Origin of the sequence: uncultured Microbacterium sp. (assembly GCF_963528945.1) — a bacterium.
In the GTDB taxonomy this organism is placed as follows: domain Bacteria; phylum Actinomycetota; class Actinomycetes; order Actinomycetales; family Microbacteriaceae; genus Microbacterium.
On sequence record NZ_CAURWX010000004.1, the window covers coordinates 235,861 to 261,038 of the forward strand.

Consider the following 25,178-nt stretch of genomic DNA (forward strand, 5'->3'; position numbering starts at 1 on the left):
CGTCGACCCGCGCCTTCCCGGGCCCCCGGGGACTCACTCCTCCTCGGAGTCGTCGCCCTCCGCTGCGGAGTCGTCCGCGACGTCGTCGGTCTCGTCCTCGTCGTCCGCGTCGCTCTCGACGTCGTCGTCGTCGGTCTCAACGTCGTCCGCCTCGTCGTCGTCCGCGTCGTCGTCCTCGTCCGACTCGACGGAGTCGTCGAGCTCGTCGATGTCGACCCCGTCGAGATCGCCGGCGTGCAGCCGGGGAGACACGACGCCATCGATCTCGTCGTCCTCGTCGTCCTCCTCGTCGTCGAGGTCGAGGTCGTCCTCGACGTCGTCGGTCTCGTCGTCGAGGTCATCCGACTCGTCGTCCTCGGTGCCGTCCTCGGCATCCGATCCCGAATCATCGGCAGCCGCCGCCGCGCTCTGCTCGGCGAGTTCCGCCTGGTGCGCGCGGTACTCGGCCAGACGCTCCGCCCACGGCACCCATTCCGGGGCCAGCAGCGAACCATCGCCGGGCAGCAACTCCGCCTCGAGCACGGTGGGCTCGTCGTCGTCGACGCGAGCCACGGTCACGATCCAGTACCAGCCGGGATAGCCCGCCAGTCGGTTCTCGAAACGCAACGACACCGTGCCGTCGTCTTCGACGAAGTACCCGGCGGCCGGGCCGATCGTCGATGCAGGGGTGATCTCGCGCAGCGCCTGCAGTGCGAGATCATGGGCGCCGACGAGGCGCTCGTCGGGCTCAGGCTTCGAGGTCATCAGCGACCTTGCGCAGAACGGCGGCGATCTTGCGGCCGTGGCTCGACGAGGGGTATCGGCCGCGACGCAGGTCGCCGCCGATGCCGTCGAGCAGCTTCACGAGATCCTCGATGATGATCGCCATGTCGTCGGCCGGCTTGCGCTTGGCCTTGGCGAGGCTGACGGGCGCCTCGAGCACGCGCACCGAGAGGGCCTGCAGTCCGCGCTTGCCGTCGGCCACCCCGAACTCGACACGGGCCCCCGCCTTCACGGACGCGCCGGCGGGCAGGGCGGACGCGTGCAGGAAGACGTCCTGACCGTCATCGGAGGCGATGAAGCCGAAACCCTTGTCTTCGTCGTAGAACCTGACCTTGCCGGTGGGCATGGGAGAACCTCGCTGAGTCGTGCGGAGCAGAGATCGCGCGTGTGCGCGACCCCTGCCAGCCTACCGGTCGGTGACGATGACGGAGCTCGACGTCCGCGCGCGCGGGTAGGGTGAGAGGGATGAGCACGCAGAACTCCCAGCCGGATGTTCCGATCCGACGACTGGATCGCTTCCTGGCCTTCACGGCGCTCGGCATCGCCGCAGCATCCGTGATCTGCTTCTTCGTCATCATCATCGGCACGGCCGTCGGCATGGACCAGAAGGACTTCGGCGAGGGGCTCTGGCCGGTCGTCGCCGCGATCCCCTACTGGGGCCTGCCGCTGGCATTCGCCATGATCATCGCGCTGCTCGTGATGAGCTTCATCCGCAAGGGTCGCGCATCGCGATCCTGAGGGCGTCGACATGAGCACGCACGCGCGCCCGCTGGCCGACGACCTCGCGGCCACGAGCGATGAGCAGCTGGACCGGCTCCTGCGCGCCCGCGGGGTGCGGGCCGACCCCGGCTGGCACGACTTCTTCGACGCTGCCGAGGCCCTCCTCGATCCTGCCTCGATCCAGCGCGCGCTGCCCGCGCTCACCGCTGCCGAGGCCATCGCCCTCGTGCGGGCCGACCGCGGCGGCGACGCCGGGGAGCACCGCGCGGCGCTCACCTCTCTGGCGCTCCTGCAACCGGACGGCTCGCCGTGGCCTCCCGTGAGCACGGTGCTCGCCGGACGCCCGGCCCCCGCCGACCCCCGCGACGAGACGCCCACCGGAGCGTCATCGGATCCGGTCGCCGCACACGCCGCGGAGCGCGCCTTCACCACGGTCGCCCGCCTGGCCGACCTGCTCCTGCTCACCCGCGACGCTCCCCTCGGCCTCCTCGCCGGGGGGACCCTCACGGCCGCCGAGAAGCGACAGCTGGACGAGGCGGGAGTCCCGATCGACGGCATCGACGCGCTCCTCGACCTCGCCGTGCACGCCGAACTCGCCGTGGCCGGCGCACGCCGCCTGCGCGTCACCGACACCGGCGAATCCTGGCTGCGCTCCTCGGCGGCGGAACGGTGGATGCACGTCGCGACGGCGTTCCGCGCACGGCTGCCGCGCGGCCTGCGCACCCCCGAGGGCGGATGGACGCCCCCGTCGACGTGGGTCGGCGCGCACCCGTGGGACCCGCAGTGGCCGCAGCGCAGCGCGGCGCTGCTCGAGGTCGCGGGCCTGCTCGGCTTGGTCGCCGACGACGGCTCCGAACCGCCGTGGGCAGCGCCCCTCCGTGCGGGTCGCGACGCCGACCCCGCCGCGCTCCTCGCCCTCCTCCCCGCGGAGGTCGACCGCATCTTCCTGCAGAACGACCTCACCGCGATCGCCCCCGGGCCCCTCGCTCCGCAGCTCGACGTCCGGCTGCGCACGATGGCCGTGCGGGAATCGGCGGCACAGGCGTCGTCCTACCGCTTCACCGACGAGTCCGTCACGCGGGCGCTCATCCTCGGCGAGACCGAGCGGTCGATTCACGACTTCCTCGGCACGCTCTCGCTCACGGGCATCCCGCAGCCGCTGTCGTATCTCGTCACCCGCGCCGCCGCGCGCCACGGCCTCGTGCGCGTGTCGACCGACGACGAGACCGGGAGCACGCGCATCGAGAGTGCCGACGACCACCTGCTCGGAGCCATCGCCGTCGACCAGGCTCTCAAGCCCCTGGGACTCGTGCGTCACACCGGTTCCCTGACCACCCACGTCGGTCGGGACACCGTGCACGGCGCGCTCGTCGACGCCCGCTATCCCGCCACCCTCATCGGCGCCGACGGCGCACCGATCGTCGCCGACCGTCAGCGCGCTGGCGACGCCCCCGCCACGGCGGCCGTGGTCGACTACGGTCCCCTCATCGCACGACTGCGGGAGCACCGCGGGCCGGATGCCGACGCCGCCTGGCTCGGGCGCGAACTCGAGGCGGCCGTGCGCGCTCGCGCCCTCCTGCGGGTGACGGTGGCGATGCCCGACGGTTCGACCCGCGACCTGGAGCTCGAGGCGACCGGTCTCGGTGGCGGGCGACTGCGGGGCCGCGACCGGGCGGCCGACGTCGAGCGCACGCTGCCCGTGTCGAGCATCCGCTCGGCGTCGGTCGTCGAAACCTGAGGCCGGTCACACCCCGCGCGGGTAGGATGGTCAGCTATGTCTGATGGCCCCCTGATCGTCCAGAGCGATCGCACCGTGCTACTCGAAGTCGCCCACGCCGACGCCGAAAGCGCCCGCCACGAACTCGCCGTGTTCGCCGAGCTCGAGCGCGCTCCGGAGCACATCCACACCTACCGGATCACCCGGCTCGGACTGTGGAACGCGCGGGCCGCCGGCCACACCGCCGACGACATGCTCGAGACCCTCGACCGCTGGTCGCGCTTCCCGGTGCCGCCGTCGGTCGCGGTCGACCTGCGGGAGACGGTGAACCGCTACGGCCGCCTGGTCATCGAGCGCGACGACGAGGGGCTGCTGATCCTGCGGTCCACCGACGCCGCCGTGCTCACCCAGGTCGCGGCGAACAAGCGCATCCAGCCGCTGCTCGTCGGCCACCCCTCCCCCGAGACGTTCGTCATCGACGCCTGGGCCCGCGGACAGATCAAGCAGGAGCTGCTGAAGATCGGCTGGCCCGCCGAGGACCTCGCCGGCTACACCCCCGGCACCCCACACGAGATCGAGCTCGCCGAGACCACGTGGAAGATCCGTCCGTACCAGCAGGATGCCGTCGACGCGTTCTCGAAGGACGGCTCGGGTGTCGTCGTCCTCCCCTGCGGCGCCGGGAAGACCATCGTCGGTGCCGGAGCGATGGCGGCCACGAAGACCACCACGCTCATCCTGGTGACGAACACCGTGTCGGCGCGGCAGTGGCGCGACGAGCTGCTCAAGCGCACGAGCCTGACGCCGGAGGAGATCGGCGAGTACTCGGGGCAGTCGAAGGAGGTCAAGCCGGTCACCATCGCGACCTACCAGATCCTCACGGCGAAGCGGAAGGGCGAGTACGCGCACCTCGCGCTGCTCGACGCTCTCGACTGGGGTCTCGTCGTGTACGACGAGGTGCATCTGCTGCCCGCGCCCGTCTTCAAGCTAACCGCCGACCTGCAGGCCCGCCGACGCATCGGGCTGACGGCGACCCTCGTGCGCGAAGACGGCCGAGAGGGCGACGTGTTCAGCCTCATCGGGCCGAAGCGGTTCGATGCCCCATGGAAGCAGATCGAGGCGCAGGGCTTCATCTCCCCCGCCGCGTGCTTCGAGGTGCGCGTCGACCTGCCGCCGGACGACCGGCTCGAGTACGCCGCCGCGACCGACGACGAACGGTACCGCCTGGCCGCATCGGCGCCGGCGAAGATCGATGCCGTGCGCGAGCTGATCGCGAAGCATCCCGGCGAGCAGATCCTGGTGATCGGGCAGTACCTCGACCAGCTCGAGACGCTGTCGCAGGCCCTGAACGCGCCGCAGATCACCGGGGCGACCCCCGTCGACGAGCGTGAAGACCTCTACCGTCAGTTCCGTGAGGGCGAGATCCAGCTGCTCGTCGTCTCGAAGGTCGCCAACTTCTCGATCGACCTGCCCGAGGCATCCGTCGCCATCCAGGTGTCGGGGTCGTTCGGTTCGCGGCAGGAGGAGGCGCAGCGTCTCGGACGTCTGCTGCGCCCGAAGCAGTCGGGTCACACGGCGAGCTTCTACACGCTGATCGCGCGCGACACCGTCGACCAGGACTACGCGCAGAACCGCCAGCGCTTCCTCGCCGAACAGGGCTACAGCTACACGATCCTCGACGCCGACGCTCTCGCCGCCGCCTGATCGCCCGCTGGCTTCTCGCTTCGCTTCCGGTCGCACGAACGGCTCTTCTCCGCGCTCAGAACAGCCGTTCGTGCGACCGGAACAGGGGCTGTGGAGAGCGCCGCCGGGGCGTGGCGCGGGCATGGCAGAGTCGCGGGATGCGAAACCCGGAACCGCTTCCGCGCGACCTCGGCTCGGTGTTCGGGGTGGCCGATGCTCGCGACCTCGGCGTGCAGCGGGGCACCCTTCGGCATCCGCGATTCGAACGCCCGTTCCGCGGCGTGCGCGTTCTTCCCGACGAACGGTCCCTCTCCGACGATTCGTTCATGCGCCAGGAGCAGGCCCGACGGGCGGCTGCCCGGGCATGGCTCCCCCGGATGCTCGACACGCAGTTCTTCAGTCATGAGACGGCGGCAGCGATCTGGGGTGCGCCTCTTCCCCTCGACGGTGATCCTTCCGTGGGCTTCCCGGTGCACGTGAGCATCTTCGGCGCCGCGCCGCTGCCCCGAGCGCCGGGGATCGTCGGGCACCGAGCGAGTCCCGCGACGAGCGACATCATCACGCGTGGCGTGGTGCGAGCGACATCGCCGGCGAGTACGTGGGCGAGTCTCGGTCGCCTCGCCCTCCCCGACCTCGTGGCCCTCGGCGACTTCTTCTGCCGCGTGAGGAGACCGGGCGTCGGGCGGCGTCACGTGGGACGCCCGCCGCTCACGACCCGGGACGAGCTGCGGTCGGCTGTCGATGCCGGGCGCCGTGTCGGCAATCCGCGGCTGCGGCAGGCGCTCGAACTCATCCGAGAGGACTCCTGGTCGCCGCGCGAGTCGCATGTGCGGTGCATCCTTCTCGCGGCAGGCCTTCCCGAGCCCGATCTGAACGTCGATGTGTTCGACGACGACGGCCGCTTCCTCGCCTGCCTCGACCTGGCGTACCCGCATCGACGAACGGCGATCGAGTACCACGGCACCGTGCACGCCGCCCACTACGCCGCCGACGTCGAGCGCATGGCGCGCCTGCGGGCGGCCGGCTGGACCGTCATCGAGGTCACCGCGGCTCTGTTGGCGCGCCCCGACGTGCTGACGGGCCGCGTCCGCGCCGCCCTCCGCTGACCCTCACTCCCCGCTCCGGTCGCACCAACGGCTCCCTCCGCCGGTTCCGGTCGCGCGAACGGCTCGTCTCAGCGCTCAGAGCAGCCGTTCGTGCGACGGGAGGGCGCAGGGAGACCGGGCGCACCGGCGAATGATCAGCCGGACCATCGGCTGAGTCACCATAATGGGGTCATGACAGCTGCACGAATTCTGGTCGTCGACGACGAGCCGAACATCCGCGACCTGCTCTCCACCGGTCTCAGCTTCGCGGGCTTCGAGGTGAAGACCGTCGCCAACGGCGCGGCCACCATCTCGGCCGTGCTCGAGGAGGAGCCCGACCTCATCATCCTCGACGTCATGCTGCCCGACATGAACGGCTTCAGCGTCACCAAGCGCCTGCGCGGCGCCGGATTCACCGCGCCGATCCTCTTCCTCACGGCGAAGGACGGCACCGACGACAAGATCGAGGGACTCAACGCCGGCGGCGACGACTACGTCACCAAGCCGTTCAGCCTCGACGAGATCGTCGCCCGCGCCCAGGCGATCCTGCGCCGCACGATGCAGGCCGACGAGGAGTCGATCATCCGCGCCGGCGAGCTGTCGATGGATCAGGACACCCACGACGTGCACGTCGGCAAGGTGCCGATCGAGCTCAGCCCGACCGAGTTCAAGCTGCTGCGCTACCTCATGCTGAACCCGAACCGCGTGCTGTCGAAGGCGCAGATCCTCGACCACGTCTGGGAGTACGACTTCAACGGCGACGCGGGGATCGTCGAGAGCTACATCTCGTACCTGCGCCGCAAGATCGACCCCCACACCGAGGAGTCGCTCATCCAGACCAAGCGCGGCTTCGGCTACATGCTGAAGATCGGCAAGTCCGCCTGACGACGGCGGACACGCCCCCGCATCCACGCCACGAACGAGAGGACCGCATGGCGACCCAGCCCGACGCGGTCACCTCCTGGTGGCGCCGGATCAGCCTGCGCGCGAAGGTCACGGGGGTGACGGTCGCGGTCCTCGCGCTCGGCCTGCTCGTCGCCGGCGTCGGCACCGTGCCCATCCTGCGCACCGCGCTCGTGCAGAACATCGATGCGCAGCTTCCGGGGCTGGTCTCCACGCCGCTCGTCGACCGCTACTTCGACACCTCGACCGTCGACGGACAAACGACGTACACGCGCACCGACACCCCCCGCGATTTCTCGGTGGCCATCTACGACGCTGAGGGCGTGCTCGTCGCGACGGCGGGCGAATCGGATGCCGAGGCGGCGCCGCTGTTCCCGTCGGAGTACTCGCTGCAGAAGGCGAAGGCCGACGAGGGCGAGGCGTGGGATCTGCCCGGAGCCGACCGCAGCGTCTACCGCGCCATGGTGGCTATCGTGCCGGCCGACGGCGGCGCGCTGTACATCCAGGTCGTGGCAATGCCCCTGGTCGAGGTCGACCGCATCCTCGGCCAGTACTTCGGCATCTACATCACGATCGCGCTCATCACGATCTTCATCGCGGCACTCGCGACCCGGGGGCTGGTGACACTCACCTTCCGGCGGCTGGGCCAGGTGGAGGCGACAGCGATGGCGATCGCAGCCGGCGACTTCAGCCAGCGCCTGACCGATCTGGAGCCGACGACCGAGGTCGGCCGCCTCAACGGCGCGATCAACACCATGCTCGACCGGGTCGACCGCTCGCTCGCCCAGCGCGAGCGCACCGTGCAGCACATGCGCCGGTTCATCGGCGACGCCAGCCACGAGCTGCGTACGCCGCTGGTCAGCGTGCGCGGCTACGCCGAGCTGTACCGGATGGGAGCCATCCAGGGCGAGGAGGACACGGCGCGAGCCATGGAGCGCATCGAGAAGGAGGCGATCCGGATGGGCGTGCTGGTCGAGGACCTGCTCGCTCTCGCGCGGCTCGACGAGGAGCGCGAGCCGCAGATCGTGCCGATCGACCTCCGGCCGGTGGCCCGTGACGCGGCACTCGACCTGCGCGCGGCCGCGCCGGGCCGCACCGTGACCGTGATCGACCGCACGGCGGAGCAGCCCACGACGGCATCGGTCCGCATCGCTCCCGTGCCGGCCCCGCCGCCCCCCACGCGCAGCCTCCCGCGCGCCACCCTGGCGCGGCTGCGCCGCCGCCCCCGCACGACGCCCACGCCGACCCCGACCGAGCAGATGCCGGCGATCGACTTCACCGAGCAGCCGGACCAGCCGGTGCGCACCCCGCCCATCGCTCTGGGCGAGGAGAACAAGGTGCGCCAGGTCGTGACGAACTTGCTCGGCAACGCGCGACGGTTCTCGCCCGAGGACTCGCCGCTCGAGATCGTCGTCGACTCGAATCGCGTGCGCGGCACGGCGAGCATCTCGATCGTCGACCACGGCGAAGGGATCCCTCCGCAGATCCGCGAGCAGATCTTCGAGCGCTTCTGGCGTGCCGACACGTCGCGCGCTCGCGAGACGGGCGGCTCGGGACTCGGTCTCGCCATCGTCGCGTCGATCATGAAGGCGTTGAACGGCTCGGTCTCGGTCGCGGAGACCGAGGGCGGCGGCGCGACGTTCACCGTCACCCTCCCCTTGGCTCCGGCGCGGGCGACGCCCGAGCACCTGCTCGAGGACACCCAGCCGATCGAGCCGCTCGACCTCTGACGGCGCCGGCCAGGCTCCCTGCACAGCAACCCTCAAACGAAACTTGTCCCCGCCACCGGGCGGTCCGGGCTCGCGGGCATCCGTCGCGGCATGTGCTGCGCCTACGGTCGGAGCACCAACGAAAGGGGAACCCCTCATGTCCGTCTTCACCGTCGACACCGAAGCCGTCCAGGCCGCCCAGACGGCGGCACTCGCCACCATGACCCGCCTGCAGAGCGAGTCGAGCACGCTCATGGCGCAGCTCACACAGCTGCAGTCGTCATGGGTCGGCGGGGCTGCCACCGCCTTCCAGGGCTGCGCCGAGCAGTGGCGGGGTGCCGCCGCCCACGTCGAGCAGGTGCTCGAGTCGATCGGCACCGCTCTCGGCTCCGCGGCCACCCAGTACGCCGATGCCGATCAGTATTCGGCGGGCCTGTTCCGCTGACCCCGCGCCCGGCCGGCGGACTCCTCCTCCGTCGGCCGGGAACGCAGAAACGCCCCCGGCCGAAGCCGGGGGCGTTCTGTCATGCGGGATGGATCAGAAGTCCATGCCACCCGTCGGGTCGCCCGCGGGAGCGGAGGCCTTCTCGGGCTTGTCGGCGACGACGGCCTCCGTGGTGAGGAAGAGACCGGCGATCGACGCGGCGTTCTGCAGCGCGGAGCGCGTGACCTTCGCCGGGTCGATGATGCCCTGTGCGAACATGTCGCCGTACTCGCCGGTGGCGGCGTTGAGGCCCTGGCCCGCGGGGAGCTCGGAGACCTTGTTCGCCACGACACCCGGCTCGAGGCCGGCGTTGAGGGCGATCTGCTTCAGCGGAGCCTCGATCGCGACGCGAACGATGCTGGCACCGGTCGCCTCGTCACCCGTCAGCTCGAGAGCGTCGAGCGCCTTCGTGCCGGACTGGATGAGCGCGACGCCACCACCGGGGACGATGCCCTCCTCGACGGCCGCCTTCGCGTTACGGACGGCGTCCTCGATGCGGTGCTTGCGCTCCTTGAGCTCGACCTCGGTCGCCGCACCCGCCTTGATGACGGCCACGCCGCCGGCGAGCTTGGCGAGGCGCTCCTGCAGCTTCTCACGGTCGTAGTCGCTGTCGGTGTTCTCGATCTCGCGACGGATCTGCGTGACGCGACCCTCGATCTGGTCGGCCTCGCCGGCACCCTCGACGATCGTGGTCTCGTCCTTGGTGACGATGACCTTGCGCGCACGGCCGAGCAGGTCGAGCGTGGCGTTCTCGAGCTTGAGGCCCACCTCTTCGGTGATGACCTGTCCGCCGGTGAGGATCGCGATGTCCTGCAGCTGCGCCTTGCGGCGGTCGCCGAAGCCGGGAGCCTTGACGGCGACCGACTTGAAGATGCCCTTGAGCTTGTTCAGCACGAGCGTCGCGAGAGCCTCGCCCTCGACGTCCTCGGCGATGATGACGAGTTCCTTGCCGTCCTGGATCACCTTGTCGACGATCGGCAGCAGGTCCTTGATGTTGGAGACCTTCTGGTTCGCGATGAGGATGTAGGGGTCCTCGAACACCGCCTCCTGGCGGTCGGGGTCCGTCACGAAGTACGGGTTGAGGTAGCCCTTGTCGAAGCGCATACCCTCGGTGAGCTCGAGCTCGGTGCCGAACGTCTGCGACTCCTCGACGGTGACCACGCCCTCCTTGCCGACCTTGTCGATCGCCTCGGCGATCAGTTCGCCGATCGCGGGGTCAGCGGCGGAGATGGATGCCGTGGCGGCGATCTGCTCCTTCGACTCGATCTCCTTGGCGCTGGTGAGCAGCTCCTCGGTGATCGCGGCGACGGCCTTCTCGATGCCGCGCTTGAGCGAGATGGGGTCGGCGCCGGCCGCGACGTTGCGCAGGCCCTCGCGGACGAGCGCCTGAGCCAGGACCGTGGCGGTCGTGGTGCCGTCACCGGCGACGTCGTCGGTCTTCTTGGCGACCTCCTTGACGAGCTCCGCGCCGATCTTCTCGTACGGGTCGTCCAGCTCGATCTCCTTGGCGATGGACACGCCGTCGTTCGTGATGGTGGGGGCGCCCCACTTCTTCTCGAGCACGACGTTGCGACCACGCGGGCCGAGCGTCACCTTGACGGCGTCGGCGAGGATGTTGAGGCCGCGCTCGAGGCCGCGACGGGCCTCCTCATCGAAAGCGATGATCTTTGCCATGAGTTTTGTCGTCCCTCCTGGACGTAGACGTTGGGTTTAGCACTCCGAGTAAGAGAGTGCTAACGCCATTCTGGCACTCGACCCCATCGAGTGCAAGCCGCGTGGAGGGCCCGGGCGCCGGGGCTCAGGGAGCGGGGGTCTCGCCGCCCGATCCGTCATCTGCTCCCCCACCGCCGGAGGAGCGATCGAGGCCGATTACGATCGTCAGCTGCTTCTGTCCGTCGGCCAGGCCCGCGTAGAAGTCGCTCTGCTCGACGGTGGCGCCGCCGATGAGGTCGGCGACTCCGAGAGCGGCGGGACGGTCGGCGTCCTCGACGTAGTAGACCGTGGTGTCGGTGAAGTCCTGGCTGCCGCTGTCGCTGGCGTAGACCTTCGCGAAGCCGGCGTTCAGCAGGGTGTCGCGCATCTGGGCGTCGAGCCCCTCGTCGGGCGTCGCGTTGAGGATCGTGACCGCGTAGGCCGTGTCGACGACACCCGTCTCGACCGGCGTTGGCACCGCGGTGGGCTGAGCCTCGGGGAAGAGCGAGATGCGCCCCATGACCACGAGAGAGCCGAAGATCCCCGCGATGACCAGGACGAGCGCGGCCACGAACGACCAGAGGAGAACCACCCAGCCGTTCATTCCTGGCGCCTCGGCGCGGTGCGCTCCGACACGTCCGTCGGATCGGGGAACCTCGTCGAAACGATCGCGGGAGGGCTTGGACACCCCTCGATGCTAGCCGAGGCCGGCTTCAGCCCACGAACCCCGGCGTGCGGGCGGTGCGCCGCCGGGCCCGCACATCGCGCAACCGACGCAGTCGACCGATGAGAAGGGGGTCGTACTCCAGGGCGGCATCCGAGTCGACGAGGCGTGCGAGCAGTTGGTAGTACCGGGCGGCACTCATGCCGAGCTGCGCGCGGATAACCTCCTCCTTCGCGCCGCTGTGCCGCGGCCAGAGGGTCTCCAGCGAGAGGATCGCGCGGTCGCGCTCGGTCATCTCTCCCTGCATGCCTCCAGGTTAGGTCGACGGACCCGCGGTTCCCGGACGCCACTCCCACCACGCGCCGAGCGGATCGGCCGCCGCGCGCACGCGCCCGTCGAGGGCGACGACGAACCCCGGCCAGGAGGCGGCGTCGACCGCCGGCTCCCAGATGTCGAGCAGGCCGGGCGGATCGATCGTCACCCAGCGCGCATCGAGCGAGCGGATGCGGTCGACGAGAGCCTGGCGCGAGCCACGGGGGATGTGCACGAGCACGCCCGGCGTGGTGACGGCGAGCGTCGCGTCGGACGGCGCCGCCGCGGCCAGGGCGTCGAGGCGGTCGAGGGCGTCCCCTGCGACGAGCATCGGCGGGTCGGCTGCCGCGACGTCGAGCGCAGCCTCGATGCGCTGCTCCCGGCCGCTCTCCCCCGGCCAGACGAGGCCCCGCAGCCATCGCCGGTCGTCGGGGTCGCGGGCGTCGCGCGGAGCGAGGTCGATGCCGGCGCGCCACACGACCTGCGGCATCGACAGCGGCGGGAGCGGCCCGTCGACGCGGCTCTCGAGCACGACGTCGGATACGCCGTCGTGCGGGTCGAGAACGGCGCGCAGCGTTCCGTCGGCGTCGCGGAACCGGTACGAGTACCGGTCGGGATACAAACAGAGGCCCGCGGATGCCCCGACCTCGAGCAGCGCGAGCGGACCCTCGATCTCCGACAGCACGGGGAGCAGTGCGGCCAACCGAAGCGGCTCGTTCGTCTGCAGGGTGCGGGCCGCGCACTCCGACACCACATCGTCTGCGCGACCGATCACGAACGCCCGCCACTCGTCGAACGGTGCGACGGGAGCCCCCAGCAGACGCGTGACGGCGAACACGAGGGGCGGCTGGCGATGCGTCTCGGGGATGCGGGCGAGCACCGCCTGCACTGCGGTATCGACGGCGACCCCGGCCGCCCATTCCGCGTAGACCGCACTGCGACCCGGGGCCTCGACTGCGGCGAAGCGCGCATAGCGCTCGCGTACGGCATCCGTCATCCCCCCATTCTCGTCGCCGACGTGCCCCGCACTCGTCGCAGAGGGGAGAATGGAGAGAACACCCCGGGAGGACACATGCCGTACGACGTGCAGAAGACCGAAGACGAATGGCGCCAGGAGCTCGGCGACGAGCAGTACGCCGTGCTGCGCCAGTCCGCGACCGAGCGCGCGTGGACGGGCGAGCTGCTCGACGAGAGCCGCTCCGGCCTTTACACCTGCGGCGCATGCGGTGCCGAGCTCTTCCAGAGCGGCACCAAGTTCGACTCCGGGTGCGGGTGGCCGAGCTTCTACGAGTCGGTGCGCCCCGAGGCCGTCGAACTCATCGAAGACACGACGCTCGGCATGGTGCGCACCGAGGTGCGGTGCGCGAGCTGCGGCTCGCACCTGGGGCACGTCTTCCCTGACGGCTTCGGCACGCCCACGGGCGACCGCTACTGCATGAACTCGCTCGCCCTGAACTTCACCCCCGAGGCGCCGGAGGCGTGAGCGCCTTCGACGCCGTCGTCGCGCGTCAGTCGTGGTCGAAGGTCACCCCCGACGCCCCGACGCACGAGCAGCTGCTCCCTCTCGTCGCGGCTGCGGGGCGCGTGGCCGATCACTCCTCGCTGCGTCCGTGGCGGCTGATCGAGCTGCGCGACGACGACCGTCTCGCACTCGGCGCGGCGATCGGGAAGGCCGAGGGCGACAAGCATCCGTCGACGAAGCCCCTTCGCGCGTCGTTGCTGATCGCCGTCGTGGCGAGCTACCGCAAGAGCGGCAAGGTGCCGCGGTGGGAGCAGGAGGCCGTCGCATCGGGTGTCGCGCACACTCTCAGCCTGCTGCTCGACGAGGCCGGGTGGGGCGTCATCTGGCGCACGGGCGGTTACACGCGGGCGAAGGCGGTTGCCAAGGCGCACGGGCTCGGCAAGAACGAGGAGCTGCTCGGGTGGCTCTACGTCGGCGGCAAGCCAGACAAGAGGCCGGGCCGGCGCAAGCCGATCGACGCCGACGAGGTTCTCACACGGATGCCCGCGCCCGACGCCCTGAAGAAGGCGAAGAAGAAGTAGGCGGCGTCACCGTCGAGGGCGGGCGAGCGCCACGACGACGGATGCCGCGGCGATGACGACCATCGTCACGATCTGCCACGGGGCGGGGCCCGCCTCGGTGGGCCAGAGCATGTCGATGATCACCGCCGTCACCAGCTGGCCGAGCACCGATCCGAGGCCGAGCAGCAACACGCCCGTGTGGGCCACGAGGAACGCCCCGAGGAAGATGTAGGCGACGCCGAGCGTACCGCCGAGATACAGCCACGGCTCGGCGGGCAGCGGATCGGGAGCGCCCCCGACGAGCACGCTGACGGTCGCGGCGAGCGCGAGCACGACCGTTCCGGCGACGAAACTCGTCATCGTCGCCGCCATCGGGGAGGCGACCCGCTGGGCGAGACGGCCGTTCGCCGCCTGCTGCCACGCGATGCCGACTCCCGCGGCGAACGGCAGCACGAGCATCCACAGCGGCGCCGTGGTCAGCACGTCGCCGCTCAGCGACACCGCGACCGCGATGAGGGCCAGCGCCGCACCGGCGACGCGCCCCATCGTCACGGCCACCACGCCGGCGGGGCCGAATCCGATCCTGTCGAGCACGAGCCCGTGCGTGGTCTGCCCGGCCACGACGCCGACGGTGAACAGCGAGACACCCAGCAGGCCGGCCGTGAGTCCCTGGGTCGACACGGTGAGAGCGCCGCACGCGCCGCCGAGCAGCATCCACGGGGGGATGCGCCGCGCCCGCAGCCCTCGCGCGAGTCGCCCCATGCCCGCGCGTCCGCTCGGCAGCGCGGCGACGATCGCCGCGAGCACGAGGGTGCCGACTGAGAACGAGACGAGCCCGGCCACGATGCCGTCGCCGAGGCGGACCCCGAGCACGCCATTGATGCGCGCCTGGATCGCGGTCATGACGCCGATCGCGACCGCACCGCCGATCGCCACGGGAGCGGGGACGGAGCGGGTGGGGGTCACCGCCTCACGGTACCGGACTCCGCGGCCCCTCCCGGGTGTCGGAGGTCGGGTCTAGCCTGAGGACATGTGCGCGAGCTACGGACTGGATCCCCGCTTCACCGACGCCGAGCTGCTGGCCGAGGCCGACAGCGAGATGCTCGACGACCTGCGCGGCTGGGCGCAGCGCAACGACGGCGAGACGCTGCGCCCGTCGGGGAAGAACCTGCGCAACCTCAATCCGGTGATCGTCGACGCCGACGGGGCGCCGACCATCGAGCCTGCGTGGTGGGGGTTCCTGGTCGACGGCGCGCCGGCCCGCTTCCCCTCGATCAACACCCGCTCGGAACGCCTGCAGGAGCGGCCCGGCGGTCTCAAGAACCGCGCCCTGGTTCCGGCCACGAACTGGTTCGAGATGAAGAAGCCGGAGCGGGTGTGGCACGAGTTCGGCATCGGGCAGGGCACGCTGTTCGGCATGGCCGCCGTGACCCAGCGCGGTCGCACCGCCGACGGCGAGTGGTTCACGTGCTACTCGATCGTCATGCGGCCCGCTCCCGCGCACCTCGCCGACATCCACGACCGCATGCCGGTGCTCATCCCGACCGCCTTCGCCCACGACTGGCTCACGGCGCAGGGCGACCGCGAGCTGATCGACGAGGCTCTGCTGGCCGCGGCATCCCTCGACGAGCGCGTGGTGGCCGCACCGCGCGCCGACGACAAGGGAACGGACCGTCTCTTCTGATGGATGCATCGCTGCTCACCCGCACCGCGGCCGCGCGCGCCGACGAGCTGCCCGGCTCGGAGCGCACGGCGCCCTTCGGCCCGGAGTGGGACGTGTACAAGGTGCGCGGACGTGTGTTCCTGCTCCTCCCCCTCGACGGCACCGGGCGGGTGACCCTGAAGTCGCACCCCGACGACGCCGTCGCCCTGCGCGAGACCTTCGCCGACATCGTGCCCGGCTATCACATGAACAAGAAGCACTGGATCACACTGCAGCCGGGCCCGTCGCTCGAAGCCGGGTTGGTCGACGAACTCGTCACCGAGTCGTACCGTCTCGTCGTGGAGAAGCTCCCCCGCGCCCAGCGGCCCGTCGACCCCGAGCTGTTCGGACGGGTCTGAGCGACCCTCCGCCAACCCGCCGCCAACCCGCCGCCGGCGGAGACTAGATCCAGCCCTTGTCGCGCGCGACGCGAGCCGCCTGCACCCGGTTCTCGGTCGCGGTCTTGCCGATGGCCGATGACAGGTGGTTGCGCACGGTTCCCGCCGAGAGGAACACCTCTGCGGCGATGCGGGCGATCGCGCGGCCGTCGGCCGACAGGCGCAGCACCTGCTGCTCCCGCTCGCTCAACGGGTTGGCCCCCTCGAACAGCGACGCCTCGGCGAGCGCCGGGTCGACGACGCGCAGACCCTGGTGCACCCGCCGCACGGCATGCGCGAGATCGGACGCCGGGGTGTCCTTCGCGATGAAGCCGCTGGCCCCGGCGTCGAGCGCCTGCCGCAGGTAGCCGGGGCGCGCGAAGGTCGTGACGACGAGCACCCGGGTCGACGGGCTCACCGCTCGGACCGCCCGCGTCGCGGCGATGCCGTCGATGCCTGGCATCTGGATGTCCATGAGGCAGACGTCGGGCTGCGTCTCGGCGGCGCGCTCGCTGGCCGCGGCGCCGTCTGCGGCCTCGGCGACCACGGTGAGGTCTCGCTCGAGTTCGAGCAGCGCCCCCATCGCCCCGCGCACGAGCGCCTGGTCGTCGACGAGCAGCAGTCGGATGGGATCGGTCACCAGGTCACACTCACCCTCGTGCCGCCGCCGGGCACCTCGTCGACGGCGAGCACGGCCCCCGCCGCCCCCGCACGCTCCGCCATGCCGCGCATCCCGTTGCCCGCCCCGCCGCCGCGCACACCGCGTCCGTCGTCCTCGACGACCACCTCGCCGGGCGCCATGGCGATGCGCACCCGGGAGGCATCCGCATGCCGCAGCACGTTGGTCGTCGCCTCCCGCACGATCCACCCCGCGGGCAGCGACTGCGCGGGCGAGAGCGCGGCGGGGTCACCCGCGACCTCCACGTCGACCCCCGCCGACCGGAGGGCGGCCGAGCTCGCCCGCACCTGCTCGCCCAGGGCGGCGCCCCGCAGGCCCGTCACCGTGCTGCGCACGCCCGCGATCGCCTCGCCCGTCAGGTGCACGATCTCGGCGAGCTCGGCCTTCGCTCGCGCGGGGTCGGCGTCGACGAGCCGCTCGGCGAGTTCGGCCTTGAGCTTCACCGCGGTGAGCGTGTGCCCGAGCAGATCGTGCACGTCCCGGGCGATCGACGTGCGCTCCTCGCTCGTCGCCAGTTGCACGCGCACCCGATCCGCGTCGACCGAGCGCCCGATCAACCACGAATTGACGGTGTTCACCACCGCGATCAGCAGCACGATGGCGAGGATCTGAAAGTGCTCCGCGAATCGACCGGTGACGACGATCACCCCGGCGGCGACCGCGATGCCGCCGAGCGTGGTCGCCCAGTGCCAGACGCCGCGCAGGCCGTAGCTGGCGTACGACATCAGGTACGGCAGGAAGCTCAGCGCCCGGGTGTCGATCGCCGGGATCGTCGCGACCGCGCAGGCGATCTGCGCCCAGAACAGCGTGCGCACGAGGCGGCTGGGCGCACCCCACTCCGCGCGCATACCGGCCACGAAACCGACGACGTAGACGACCGCGAAGCAGACGAGCGCGACCCATCCCAGCGCGACCCACCCGACCTCGGCGTTCGACTGCAACAGTGCCAGCACGGGGTAGACGAGGAAGACCATCCAGACGACGGCCATGAGCCAGCCCCAGCGCTGCCACGGCCCGGTGTGGGCCGTGCTGTCGGCCACGTCGGTCATCGCTCCAGCCTAGCGACGGCGCCGCGAGCGCAGCACACCGAGACGTACGAGTCCGGCGAACGCCACGGCCCACACGACGACGTTCAGGAGCACCGCCCACAGTGGGTCTGATCCGCCGGCGACGAGCGCGCCGTCGGTCGCCGGCCACCGCACCAGGGCGACGTAACCGTACATCGGCGTCCCGTGCGCGATGTCGAGCATCGTGCCGTCGAGAGGCACGAACACGTTGCCGAAGAACCCGAAGAACGTGATCGAGATCGAGGCGAGCGCGGCCGCCGAGTCGGAGTTGAAGGCGAGACCGACGCCCAGCCCGAACAGTCCGAAGACGAGCCCGAGGCCGAGGGTGATCACGGCGGCGGCCACCCACCGCCAGGGGTCGGATGCCTCGGCGCCCGTCGCGAGGCCGGCGGCGTAGACGAACACCACGGCGAGGGCCGCGAACGAGACGGCCGCGAGCACCTTGGTCAGCGCGTATCCGAGGGTCGACATCGGCGTGAGCGCCAGCTGCCGCCCCCACCCCTGACCGACCTCCGAGGCGGCGAGCGAACAGAGCGAGCTCATCGCGGTCGCCGTGCCGTAGGCGCCCATCGACACCATGACGTAGAACGAGACGTTGGCCTGACCGACGCTCTGCGACGCGTACGACATGCTCGCCCCGAAGAGCAGGTACATCGCCACGGGCATCGCGAGGGTGAAGGCGAGCGTGTAGGGGTTGCGGATCTGGCGGACGAGTTCGGTGCGGTAGAGCACCGGGGCGACGAGCGCGGTCATGCGGGGTCCTTGGTGAGAGAGGTGAAAGCGGATTCGAGGGTGGGCGCGGTGATCTCGAGATCGGTCGCGCCCCGTGCGAGCAGGCGCCCCGCGAGGACATCGGATGCTGCGGTGCGCACCGTGACGCGATCGGCGTCGACATCCACGTCGGCGACCCCGGCGTCGGCGCGCAGCTCGGCGACGAGGGCGGCGACCTCGGCGCGGCCGCCGGGCACGGTGGCGGATACCGTTCGTCCGCCGAGCGATGCCCGCAGCTGGGCCGTCGCTCCGTCGGCGACCACGACGCCGTGGTTCATCACCACCGTGCGACGGGCGAACTGCTCGGCCTCTTCGAGGTAGTGGGTCGCGAACACGATGGTGCGGCCCGCATCGGCATCCGCCCGCATCGCGTCCCAGAACCGGCGCCGAGCGGTCACGTCCATTCCCGCGGTGGGTTCGTCGAGCACCAGCACGTCCGGGTCGGGCAACAGGGCGAGGGCGAACTTCACGCGCTGCTTCTCACCGCCCGAGCAGCGGCCGACGCGCCGACGCGCGATCGGGCCGAGGTCGGCGCGCTCCATCACCTCGGCGATGCGGCCGGTCGCGCCGTGCAGTCCGGCGATCACCGCGACCGTCTCGCGCACGGTGAGGTCGGAGAGCAGCCCTCCCGTCTGCAGCACGGCGGCGAGGCGGCCCGAGGCGACCGCCCGCTGCGGCCGGGTGCCGAGCACCTGGGCCGTTCCCTCGTCGGGGTCGGCCAGGCCGAGCAGGACGTCGATCGTGGTGGTCTTGCCGGCACCGTTCGGTCCGAGCAGCGCGACCACCTCGCCGCGTTCGATGCGCAGATCGACGCCGTCGACGGCCACGAGGCGGTGGGCGCCGGCGCCGAAGCGACGGACGATCCCCTGCAGTTCGACGGCGGGGGCGGGGGCGGGGTGCTCGGGCTCTCGAAGAGTGGAGACGGAGGCAGGCTGGGTCATGCTTCCAGTGAATCGTCGACCGCCGCGTGGCGCCGGAGGCCGATGTCACACCTTCGGGATGACATCCGTCATGTCGACGCGCCGTCGCGGCGCCGCCCGCTGCGACGGCGTCGTTTCGGAGCGACCCCGGGTCGTCGGCTACTCTGCATCGGGTGACCGTGCAGAAGACCGACGACGAACAGCACCTCCGGCGAGCGCTGAGCAACCGCCACATCCAGCTCCTGGCGATCGGCGGGGCCATCGGCACCGGTTTGTTCATGGGCAGCGGAAAGACGATCTCGGTCGCCGGACCCTCGGTGATCTTCGTCTACATGATCATCGGCTTCATGCTGTTCTTCGTCATGCGCGCCATGGGCGAGCTGCTGCTGTCGAACCTGAAGTACAAGTCGTTCAGCGACTTCGCGAGCGACCTGCTGGGGCCATGGGCCGGCTTCTTCACGGGCTGGACCTACTGGTTCTGCTGGGTCGTCACCGGGGTGGCCGACGTCATCGCCATCGCCGGCTACACGGATGCTCTGTTCCCGGGCGTCCCGCTGTGGATCCCCGGGCTGGCCGTGGTGGTCGTCCTGCTCGCCCTCAACCTCCCGTCGGTCGCCGCATTCGGCGAGATGGAGTTCTGGTTCGCGCTCATCAAGATCATCGCGATCGTGGCGCTGATCGTGACCGGCCTGGTGATGATCCTCACGGGCTTCTCGCACGACGCGGGCACCGCGAGCTTCGCCAATCTCTGGGCGCACGGCGGCATGTTCCCGCACGGTTTCCTGGGATTCGTCGCCGGATTCCAGATCGCGGTGTTCGCGTTCGTGGGCGTCGAGCTCGTCGGCACGGCGGCGGCGGAGACGAAGGACCCGGAGAAGAACCTCCCGAAGGCGATCAACGCCATCCCCATCCGCATCCTGCTGTTCTACGTGGGCGCTCTGGTCATCCTCATGGCGGTCACGCCGTGGACGGAGTACGTCGCCGGCGAGAGCCCCTTCATCGCGATGTTCGCCCTCGCCGGGCTCGGCATCGCGGCCACGGTGGTCAACCTCGTCGTGCTCACCTCGGCGATGTCGAGCGCCAACTCTGGCATCTACTCGACGTCGCGCATGGTGTTCGGCCTCGCGCAGGACGGCGACGCGCCGCGTCTGTTCGGCCGCCTGTCGAAGCGGCGCGTGCCGCAGAACGCGCTCTTCCTGTCGTGCATCCTGCTGCTCTCCGGCGTCGTGCTGCTCTACGCGGGCGACGACATCGGCACGGCCTTCGAGATGGTCACGACCGTATCGGCCGTGTGCTTCATGTTCGTCTGGACGATCTTCCTGCTCAGCTACCTCGCGTACCGCCGCAACCGCCCGTCGAAGGCCGCCGCCTCGACCTTCCGCCTTCCGGGTGGCCGGGTGATGGTCTTCGTCGTCCTGGCGTTCTTCGTCTTCATCCTCTGGGCTCTCACGACGCAGCCCGACACGCTCACCGCCCTGCTGGTGACGCCGATCTGGTTCGCGGTGCTCGTCGTGGCGTGGCTGTTCGTGCGTCGCTCGCCGCACCACCTCGAGCGGCACGCCGCGCACATCGCGCACCTGCGCAGCGACGACGAGGGGTGAGGGTCAGCGTCGCAACTCGCCGCTGACCGCCCACCGCCCGGTCGCTCGATGGAACCGGAGGTGGGCGAGCAGCGGTGCGGCGTCGTATCGGCGGATGTTCAGCCGGAGACGCACACCGCGCGTGGTGCGCACCGTCAGCACGGGTCCCTGATCCGACCGCGTGACCGCGTAGTCGGCGATGTCCGAGTAGCGGAACGTTCGGGTGACGCCGAGGAGGGTGCGGAAGGTCACTTGTTCGTCATCGAAGGCGACGTACCAATTGCGGTACATGACGACGAAGACGACTCCGGCCGTGAGGATCGCGGACGCCGTGATCGCCATGCCGACACGGTCCTCGCTTCGAGAGGCGTCGGCGAGGAGCAGCAGCGGGAGGCCGACGACGACGAAGATCCACCCGGTGATCGGGAGGATTTTCAGGAGGCGGAGGCGGTCGGGGTGCCGCCGGTCGCGGTTCGGATGCTTCCGCGCGTAGTACGCGGCCTCCACCGCCAGCCACCCGGCGATCGCCGCGACGGCGATGTGCACCACGACAGTCAGCATGCGATCCCTCCCCGCGGATGCGTCCCCCTCATGCGACGAGGGGTGTTCGGGTTTCCGTCGGCTCCGAGCGATATCATCTCATCGTGCGCTGCGCACGCTGCCGCCGGGACGACCCGGTCCGCGTCATCACCCGGGGACGGCCCCGCGAAGGATCCAGATGATGACCTCCCCCGCGGTAAGACAGTTCGTCGGAGCATCCGACCTCGCCCGCATCGCACTCGGCTGGGGCACGTTCCTCGCCGCCGTGCTCGCGCATCCGCTCCTCGCCGCGCCGGCCCCCGCCCCGGTGTTGATCGCGGCGCTCGTGGTGATCGTGGCCGTGATCCTGGTGTGCGCGTTCGGCGTCGTGACGCATGCCGAGGCGCTGGCGCACCGGCTCGGTGATCCGTACGGGTCGCTCGTGCTCACCCTCTCGATCGTGCTGATCGAGGTCATCCTCATCTCCGCCGTCATGCTGGGCCCGGGCGAGCACGCCACGATCGCGCGCGACTCGGTGATGGCCGTGTCGATGATCATCCTCAACCTGGTGATCGGCCTGGCGCTGCTGGTGGGCGGCATCCGCCATCGCGGTCTCGCGCACAACCGCACCGGTACCTCGGCCTACCTGTCGATGCTCGTCGTGCTGGTCGCGCTCGCGTTCGGTCTGCCCGCGCTGATCGGCAACGGTGGCGCGTTCACCCTCACCCAGGAGATCCCGATCGTCGTGCTCACGCTCGGGTTGTACGCGTTCTTCCTCTACCGCCAGATGGGGGCGCAATCCACGGACTTCACCGAGGTCGCGCCCCTTCCCTGGGCGACGGCGGCGGAAGGGTCGACCCCGCGCGTCGGCATCCGTCGCGTGCTCGTCGAGCACCGCACGGAGGTGCTCGTGCGGCTCGCGCTGCTCGTCGTCACGGTGGCCCCCATCGTGCTGCTCTCGCACGACATGGCCGCGCTGCTCGACGACGGCCTCGGGCGGCTGGGCGCTCCCCCGGCGCTCGCCGGCGTGCTGATCGCGGCGATCGTCTTCCTGCCCGAATCGATCACGACGATCCGGGCGGCGCTGCGCGGCGAGGCGCAGCGGGTCGTGAACCTGTGCCACGGTGCACTGGTGTCGACCGTGGGCCTGACCATCCCGGTCGTACTGATCATCGGGATGCTCACGGGGCAGACCGTCGTCCTGGCGGAGTCGCCCGTGAACCTGCTGCTGCTGGGTGTCACCCTGCTGCTGTCGGTGACGACGTTCGCGGCGAAGCGCACCACAGCCACCCACGGCGCCGCTCACCTGGTGGTCTTCGCCGCCTACGTCATCGCCCTCTTCTCCTAGCCCGCTTCCCCTCTGCTCCCCCGCCCACACCCACCGCACCCCTCTGCTCCCGTCGCACTTTCTGTCGCCCGAGCGTGCGACGAGCGACAGAAAATGCGACGGGAGGGGGAAGGGTCAGGCCTGCGGCGACCAGGTGGAGACGCGGGTGAGGGTCTCGACCTCGACGGGAGTGAGCGCGAGACGGGCTCCGGCGAGCAGGTCGGGAACCTGATCGACCGTGCGAGCGCTGGCGATCGGCGCAACGACGGTCGGCTGCGCGCGCAACCACGCGAGGGCGGTCGCGGCGATCGACGCCCCGTGGGCGTTGCCGATCTCTTCCAGCGCGTCGATGATCCGCAGTCCCTGCGGCGTGGCGTACTTCGCGGCGCCTTCGGCCCGCGGCGACGACTGCCCTGCGGTCTCGGGTGACCGGTACTTGCCGGTGAGGAAGCCGCTCGCGAGCGAGTAGTAGGGCACGAGTCCGAGCCCGAACTCCTCCGCGACGGGGATGATCGTGTCCTCGACGTCGTTGCGGTGCACGAGGTTGTAGTGCGGCTGGATGGCGACCGGCAGCGCAGCACCGGTGCGCTGCGCGATGTCGATCCACTGCCGGATGCGGTCGCCGGTGTAGTTCGAGACCGCGATGTTGCGCACCAGGCCGTCGGAAACGAGCTCGCCGAACGCACCGACGGTCTCCTCCAGCGGGACCGACTCGTCGTCGAAGTGCGCGTAGTAGAGGTCGATCGCGTCGACCCCGAGGCGACCGAGCGATGCTTCCGCGGCCCGGCGCACGTTCGACGCCGACAGCCCACGGAACTCGGGGTGCTGGCTGACCTTGGTCGCGACGATCACGCCCTCGGGCCGGCGCGACGCGAGCCACTCGCCGATGATCGTCTCGCTCTCCCCGCCACTGTTGCCGGGCGCCCACGCGCTGTACGCATCGGCCGTGTCGATGAAGTCCCCGCCGCCGTCGATGAACGCGTCGAGCACGGCGAAGGACGCGTCGCGGTCGGCCGTCCACCCGAACACGTTGCCGCCGAGCGAGAGGGGAAGAACGTCGAGGTCACTGTTTCCGATACGAGTCATACCGGGGCCAACCGACCATCAGCGCGGGGTATTTCCGATTCGACCGCATACCTCGGTCGTCGCCGACGAACCGGGACTCACGTTCCGCTTGTGAAGAGCCGACTACGGGACTCGAACCCGTAACCCCCGTATTACAAGTACGGTGTTATTTCTACCGTAGACTTCACATGTAATCCAAGTCATCGACTTGACAGCATCCTCCGTGGATGACATCTTGGACTCCATTATGTCATCCACGGAGGATCAATGGCGTCGGTGGTAAAGGTCAAGACTCCAGAACGCTGGGCAGTCGTCGACCACAGAGGCGTTCCTCTGGGAGACGTAACGGCCTTCCTTCGCTATCAACACTCCATTGAGCGTTCCCCTAATACGATCAGGGCCTACGCGTCCGACCTTGCTCACTTCCACAGCTTCCTCGAGTCAAAGTCCTTGCTCTGGACCGCGGTCACCAACGAAGTGCTCGCAGGTTTCATCGCATTCATGCGCACACCCTCACCTGAGCTTGTGACGAAACTTAATCCGGCGGGCAAGCGCACCAAGGCGACGGTCAATCGTTCACTCTCCGCCGTCTCATCGTTCGCCTTGTTCCTCGCCGATGCGCGAGGCGATGACGTGTACAGTCACCTGCTCCTCACTGCTCGGCGCTCAAAGAACAGGTACACCGAGAGTGGTCGTCCAGTTGTCCGCGTCGGCCCTCGACTGAAAAAAACCGAGCAGGTTCGGCATGTGCTCTCGGACGCTGAGGTGACGTCGATTGTCAACGCTTGCAACCGCCTCCGCGACAAGTTCCTCTTCGCGTTGCTCTACGAGACCGGGATGAGGATCGGTCAAGCTCTCCTGCTCCGCCACTCCGATATCCGCATCTCGCGCTCGTCAGTTCGCGTTTTTCCGGAAGATGATGACGTCGTTGAATCGGACGCGCGGAACAAGAGTACGAACTTCGCCGAAGTACCGGTGCCGGCTTACGTGATTCGCATGTATGCCGCGTATCAGCACATTGAGTACCGCGATGTCGACTCAGACTTCGTCTTCGTCAATCTGTAGGCAGGCGAGATCGGCCGACCTATGACATATCACGCGGTGGATCGGCTGGTCGTGCGCTTGAGGAAGAAGTCAGGCGTCACGCGCTGGTCGCCCCACACTTTCCGACACACATACATAACCCGCCTCCTATCCAGGGGCGTCTCGCCTAGCACCGTCGCCTACCTCGCCACTCACGCAACGGTGATGACCACACTCGAAACCTACAACCACGTAGACATCGAGTCCGTCCGCAACGAAATACAGAATGCAGGTGTATGGAATTGAGAACCGCTAAACAGTCACGAGACGACTACCCCAACCGAGTCGGAGCGCTTCTGGAACCGCGATTCCTCACGGATCCGATCCAAGCGGATCCG

General features: G+C 69.9%; 26 protein-coding genes, 1 tRNA gene and 1 pseudogene. 14 read left to right on the forward strand and 14 right to left on the reverse strand.

Translation table 11 applies throughout. The features are described 5' to 3' along the window. Positions 1-33 precede the first annotated feature (33 nt). Positions 34-744, reverse strand: a complete 711-nt coding sequence (locus tag RWS82_RS13735; protein ID WP_314651135.1) for a DUF3027 domain-containing protein — start codon at positions 742-744, stop codon at positions 34-36. After that, positions 728-1,108, reverse strand: a complete 381-nt coding sequence (locus RWS82_RS13740; protein WP_314651138.1) for a cold shock domain-containing protein — start codon at positions 1,106-1,108, stop codon at positions 728-730. The genes RWS82_RS13735 and RWS82_RS13740 overlap by 17 nt, the downstream gene beginning before the upstream one ends. A 119-nt stretch (positions 1,109-1,227) precedes the next feature. Between RWS82_RS13740 and RWS82_RS13745 the strand changes: the two genes are divergently transcribed. From RWS82_RS13745 to RWS82_RS13775, 7 genes are all read left to right on the forward strand, one after another. Continuing rightward, positions 1,228-1,500: a multidrug ABC transporter ATPase gene (locus RWS82_RS13745; RefSeq protein WP_314651141.1), complete on the forward strand. Its 273-nt coding sequence runs from the start codon at positions 1,228-1,230 to the stop codon at positions 1,498-1,500. 10 nt (positions 1,501-1,510) lie between these two features. After that, complete coding sequence (locus tag RWS82_RS13750) at positions 1,511-3,220, forward strand: helicase-associated domain-containing protein (RefSeq protein ID WP_314651143.1); 1,710 nt, start codon at positions 1,511-1,513, stop codon at positions 3,218-3,220. A 36-nt stretch (positions 3,221-3,256) separates the two neighbouring features. Next, complete coding sequence (locus tag RWS82_RS13755) at positions 3,257-4,900, forward strand: DNA repair helicase XPB (RefSeq protein WP_314651145.1); 1,644 nt, start codon at positions 3,257-3,259, stop codon at positions 4,898-4,900. A gap of 137 nt (positions 4,901-5,037) precedes the next feature. After that, the gene (locus RWS82_RS13760) at positions 5,038-5,985 is read left to right on the forward strand and encodes a hypothetical protein (RefSeq protein ID WP_314651146.1); all 948 of its coding nucleotides are present in this window, start codon (positions 5,038-5,040) and stop codon (positions 5,983-5,985) included. Between the two features lie 171 nt (positions 5,986-6,156). Continuing rightward, positions 6,157-6,849: a response regulator transcription factor gene (locus RWS82_RS13765; protein WP_314651148.1), complete on the forward strand. Its 693-nt coding sequence runs from the start codon at positions 6,157-6,159 to the stop codon at positions 6,847-6,849. A 47-nt stretch (positions 6,850-6,896) separates the two neighbouring features. Next, entirely contained in the window at positions 6,897-8,597 is a 1,701-nt protein-coding gene (locus RWS82_RS13770) for a HAMP domain-containing sensor histidine kinase (RefSeq protein ID WP_314651151.1), read from the forward strand. A 136-nt stretch (positions 8,598-8,733) separates the two neighbouring features. Then, entirely contained in the window at positions 8,734-9,021 is a 288-nt protein-coding gene (locus RWS82_RS13775) for a WXG100 family type VII secretion target (protein WP_314651152.1), read from the forward strand. Between the two features lie 93 nt (positions 9,022-9,114). Here the strand turns inward: RWS82_RS13775 and groL are convergent, their stop codons facing one another. The 4 genes from groL to RWS82_RS13795 form a co-directional block, all read right to left on the reverse strand. After that, on the reverse strand, positions 9,115-10,734 hold the full coding sequence (gene groL / locus RWS82_RS13780) for a chaperonin GroEL (RefSeq protein WP_314651154.1): 1,620 nt from the start codon (positions 10,732-10,734) through the stop codon (positions 9,115-9,117). A gap of 124 nt (positions 10,735-10,858) precedes the next feature. Continuing rightward, the gene (locus RWS82_RS13785) at positions 10,859-11,440 is read right to left on the reverse strand and encodes a LytR C-terminal domain-containing protein (protein ID WP_314651157.1); all 582 of its coding nucleotides are present in this window, start codon (positions 11,438-11,440) and stop codon (positions 10,859-10,861) included. Positions 11,441-11,465: 25 nt separating this feature from the next. Continuing rightward, positions 11,466-11,723 (reverse strand): DUF3263 domain-containing protein, encoded by a 258-nt coding sequence (locus tag RWS82_RS13790; RefSeq protein WP_314651162.1) that lies wholly within the window; start codon positions 11,721-11,723, stop codon positions 11,466-11,468. A 9-nt stretch (positions 11,724-11,732) separates the two neighbouring features. Continuing rightward, entirely contained in the window at positions 11,733-12,725 is a 993-nt protein-coding gene (locus RWS82_RS13795; protein WP_314651166.1) for a DUF2332 domain-containing protein, read from the reverse strand. 75 nt (positions 12,726-12,800) lie between these two features. Here RWS82_RS13795 and msrB point away from each other — a divergent pair, with 75 nt between their 5' ends. Together msrB and RWS82_RS13805 are read left to right on the forward strand one after the other, a co-directional pair. Then, positions 12,801-13,211 carry a peptide-methionine (R)-S-oxide reductase MsrB gene (gene msrB / locus RWS82_RS13800; RefSeq protein WP_314651169.1) on the forward strand — a complete coding sequence of 137 codons (411 nt, stop codon included), beginning with the start codon at positions 12,801-12,803 and terminating at the stop codon, positions 13,209-13,211. Then, a complete protein-coding gene (locus RWS82_RS13805) occupies positions 13,208-13,771 on the forward strand; it encodes a nitroreductase family protein (protein ID WP_314651171.1) in 564 nt (187 codons plus the stop codon). The genes msrB and RWS82_RS13805 overlap by 4 nt, the downstream gene beginning before the upstream one ends. Positions 13,772-13,777: 6 nt before the next feature. Here the strand turns inward: RWS82_RS13805 and RWS82_RS13810 are convergent, their stop codons facing one another. Continuing rightward, positions 13,778-14,686, reverse strand: coding sequence for a DMT family transporter (locus tag RWS82_RS13810; RefSeq protein WP_314651549.1), 909 nt, complete (start codon positions 14,684-14,686; stop codon positions 13,778-13,780). Positions 14,687-14,780: 94 nt separating this feature from the next. Between RWS82_RS13810 and RWS82_RS13815 the strand changes: the two genes are divergently transcribed. Beyond that, positions 14,781-15,434 (forward strand): SOS response-associated peptidase family protein, encoded by a 654-nt coding sequence (locus RWS82_RS13815; RefSeq protein ID WP_314651174.1) that lies wholly within the window; start codon positions 14,781-14,783, stop codon positions 15,432-15,434. Then, positions 15,434-15,811, forward strand: a complete 378-nt coding sequence (locus RWS82_RS13820) for an MmcQ/YjbR family DNA-binding protein (protein ID WP_314651177.1) — start codon at positions 15,434-15,436, stop codon at positions 15,809-15,811. The genes RWS82_RS13815 and RWS82_RS13820 overlap by 1 nt, the downstream gene beginning before the upstream one ends. Before the next feature lie 43 nt (positions 15,812-15,854). On the opposite strand, the gene RWS82_RS13825 is transcribed toward RWS82_RS13820, so the two are convergent. The 4 genes from RWS82_RS13825 to RWS82_RS13840 are packed head-to-tail and all read right to left on the reverse strand — an operon-like array spanning position 15,855 to position 19,287. Further along, entirely contained in the window at positions 15,855-16,469 is a 615-nt protein-coding gene (locus RWS82_RS13825) for a response regulator transcription factor (RefSeq protein ID WP_314651179.1), read from the reverse strand. After that, a complete protein-coding gene (locus RWS82_RS13830; protein ID WP_314651181.1) occupies positions 16,466-17,557 on the reverse strand; it encodes a histidine kinase in 1,092 nt (363 codons plus the stop codon). The genes RWS82_RS13825 and RWS82_RS13830 overlap by 4 nt, the downstream gene beginning before the upstream one ends. A gap of 9 nt (positions 17,558-17,566) precedes the next feature. After that, entirely contained in the window at positions 17,567-18,328 is a 762-nt protein-coding gene (locus tag RWS82_RS13835) for an ABC transporter permease (RefSeq protein WP_314651183.1), read from the reverse strand. After that, the gene (locus tag RWS82_RS13840) at positions 18,325-19,287 is read right to left on the reverse strand and encodes an ABC transporter ATP-binding protein (protein ID WP_314651186.1); all 963 of its coding nucleotides are present in this window, start codon (positions 19,285-19,287) and stop codon (positions 18,325-18,327) included. Before RWS82_RS13840 ends, RWS82_RS13835 begins: the two co-directional genes overlap by 4 nt. 152 nt (positions 19,288-19,439) lie before the next feature. On the opposite strand from RWS82_RS13840, the gene cycA reads away from it, so the two are divergent. Then, a complete protein-coding gene (cycA, locus tag RWS82_RS13845) occupies positions 19,440-20,867 on the forward strand; it encodes a D-serine/D-alanine/glycine transporter (protein ID WP_314651188.1) in 1,428 nt (475 codons plus the stop codon). Between the two features lie 3 nt (positions 20,868-20,870). On the opposite strand, the gene RWS82_RS13850 is transcribed toward cycA, so the two are convergent. Next, positions 20,871-21,407, reverse strand: a complete 537-nt coding sequence (locus RWS82_RS13850; RefSeq protein WP_314651191.1) for a hypothetical protein — start codon at positions 21,405-21,407, stop codon at positions 20,871-20,873. A 160-nt stretch (positions 21,408-21,567) separates the two neighbouring features. Here RWS82_RS13850 and RWS82_RS13855 point away from each other — a divergent pair, with 160 nt between their 5' ends. Then, positions 21,568-22,713 carry a calcium:proton antiporter gene (locus tag RWS82_RS13855; protein ID WP_314651552.1) on the forward strand — a complete coding sequence of 382 codons (1,146 nt, stop codon included), beginning with the start codon at positions 21,568-21,570 and terminating at the stop codon, positions 22,711-22,713. 114 nt (positions 22,714-22,827) lie between these two features. Here RWS82_RS13855 and RWS82_RS13860 read toward each other — a convergent pair whose 3' ends face one another. Together RWS82_RS13860 and RWS82_RS13865 are read right to left on the reverse strand one after the other, a co-directional pair. After that, the gene (locus RWS82_RS13860; protein WP_314651192.1) at positions 22,828-23,778 is read right to left on the reverse strand and encodes an aldo/keto reductase; all 951 of its coding nucleotides are present in this window, start codon (positions 23,776-23,778) and stop codon (positions 22,828-22,830) included. 99 nt (positions 23,779-23,877) lie between these two features. Then, positions 23,878-23,941 (reverse strand) — tRNA-Thr (locus tag RWS82_RS13865). A gap of 92 nt (positions 23,942-24,033) precedes the next feature. Here RWS82_RS13865 and RWS82_RS13870 point away from each other — a divergent pair. Beyond that, positions 24,034-25,086, forward strand: a pseudogene (locus RWS82_RS13870) (tyrosine-type recombinase/integrase). The last annotated feature ends 92 nt before the right edge of the window (positions 25,087-25,178 follow it).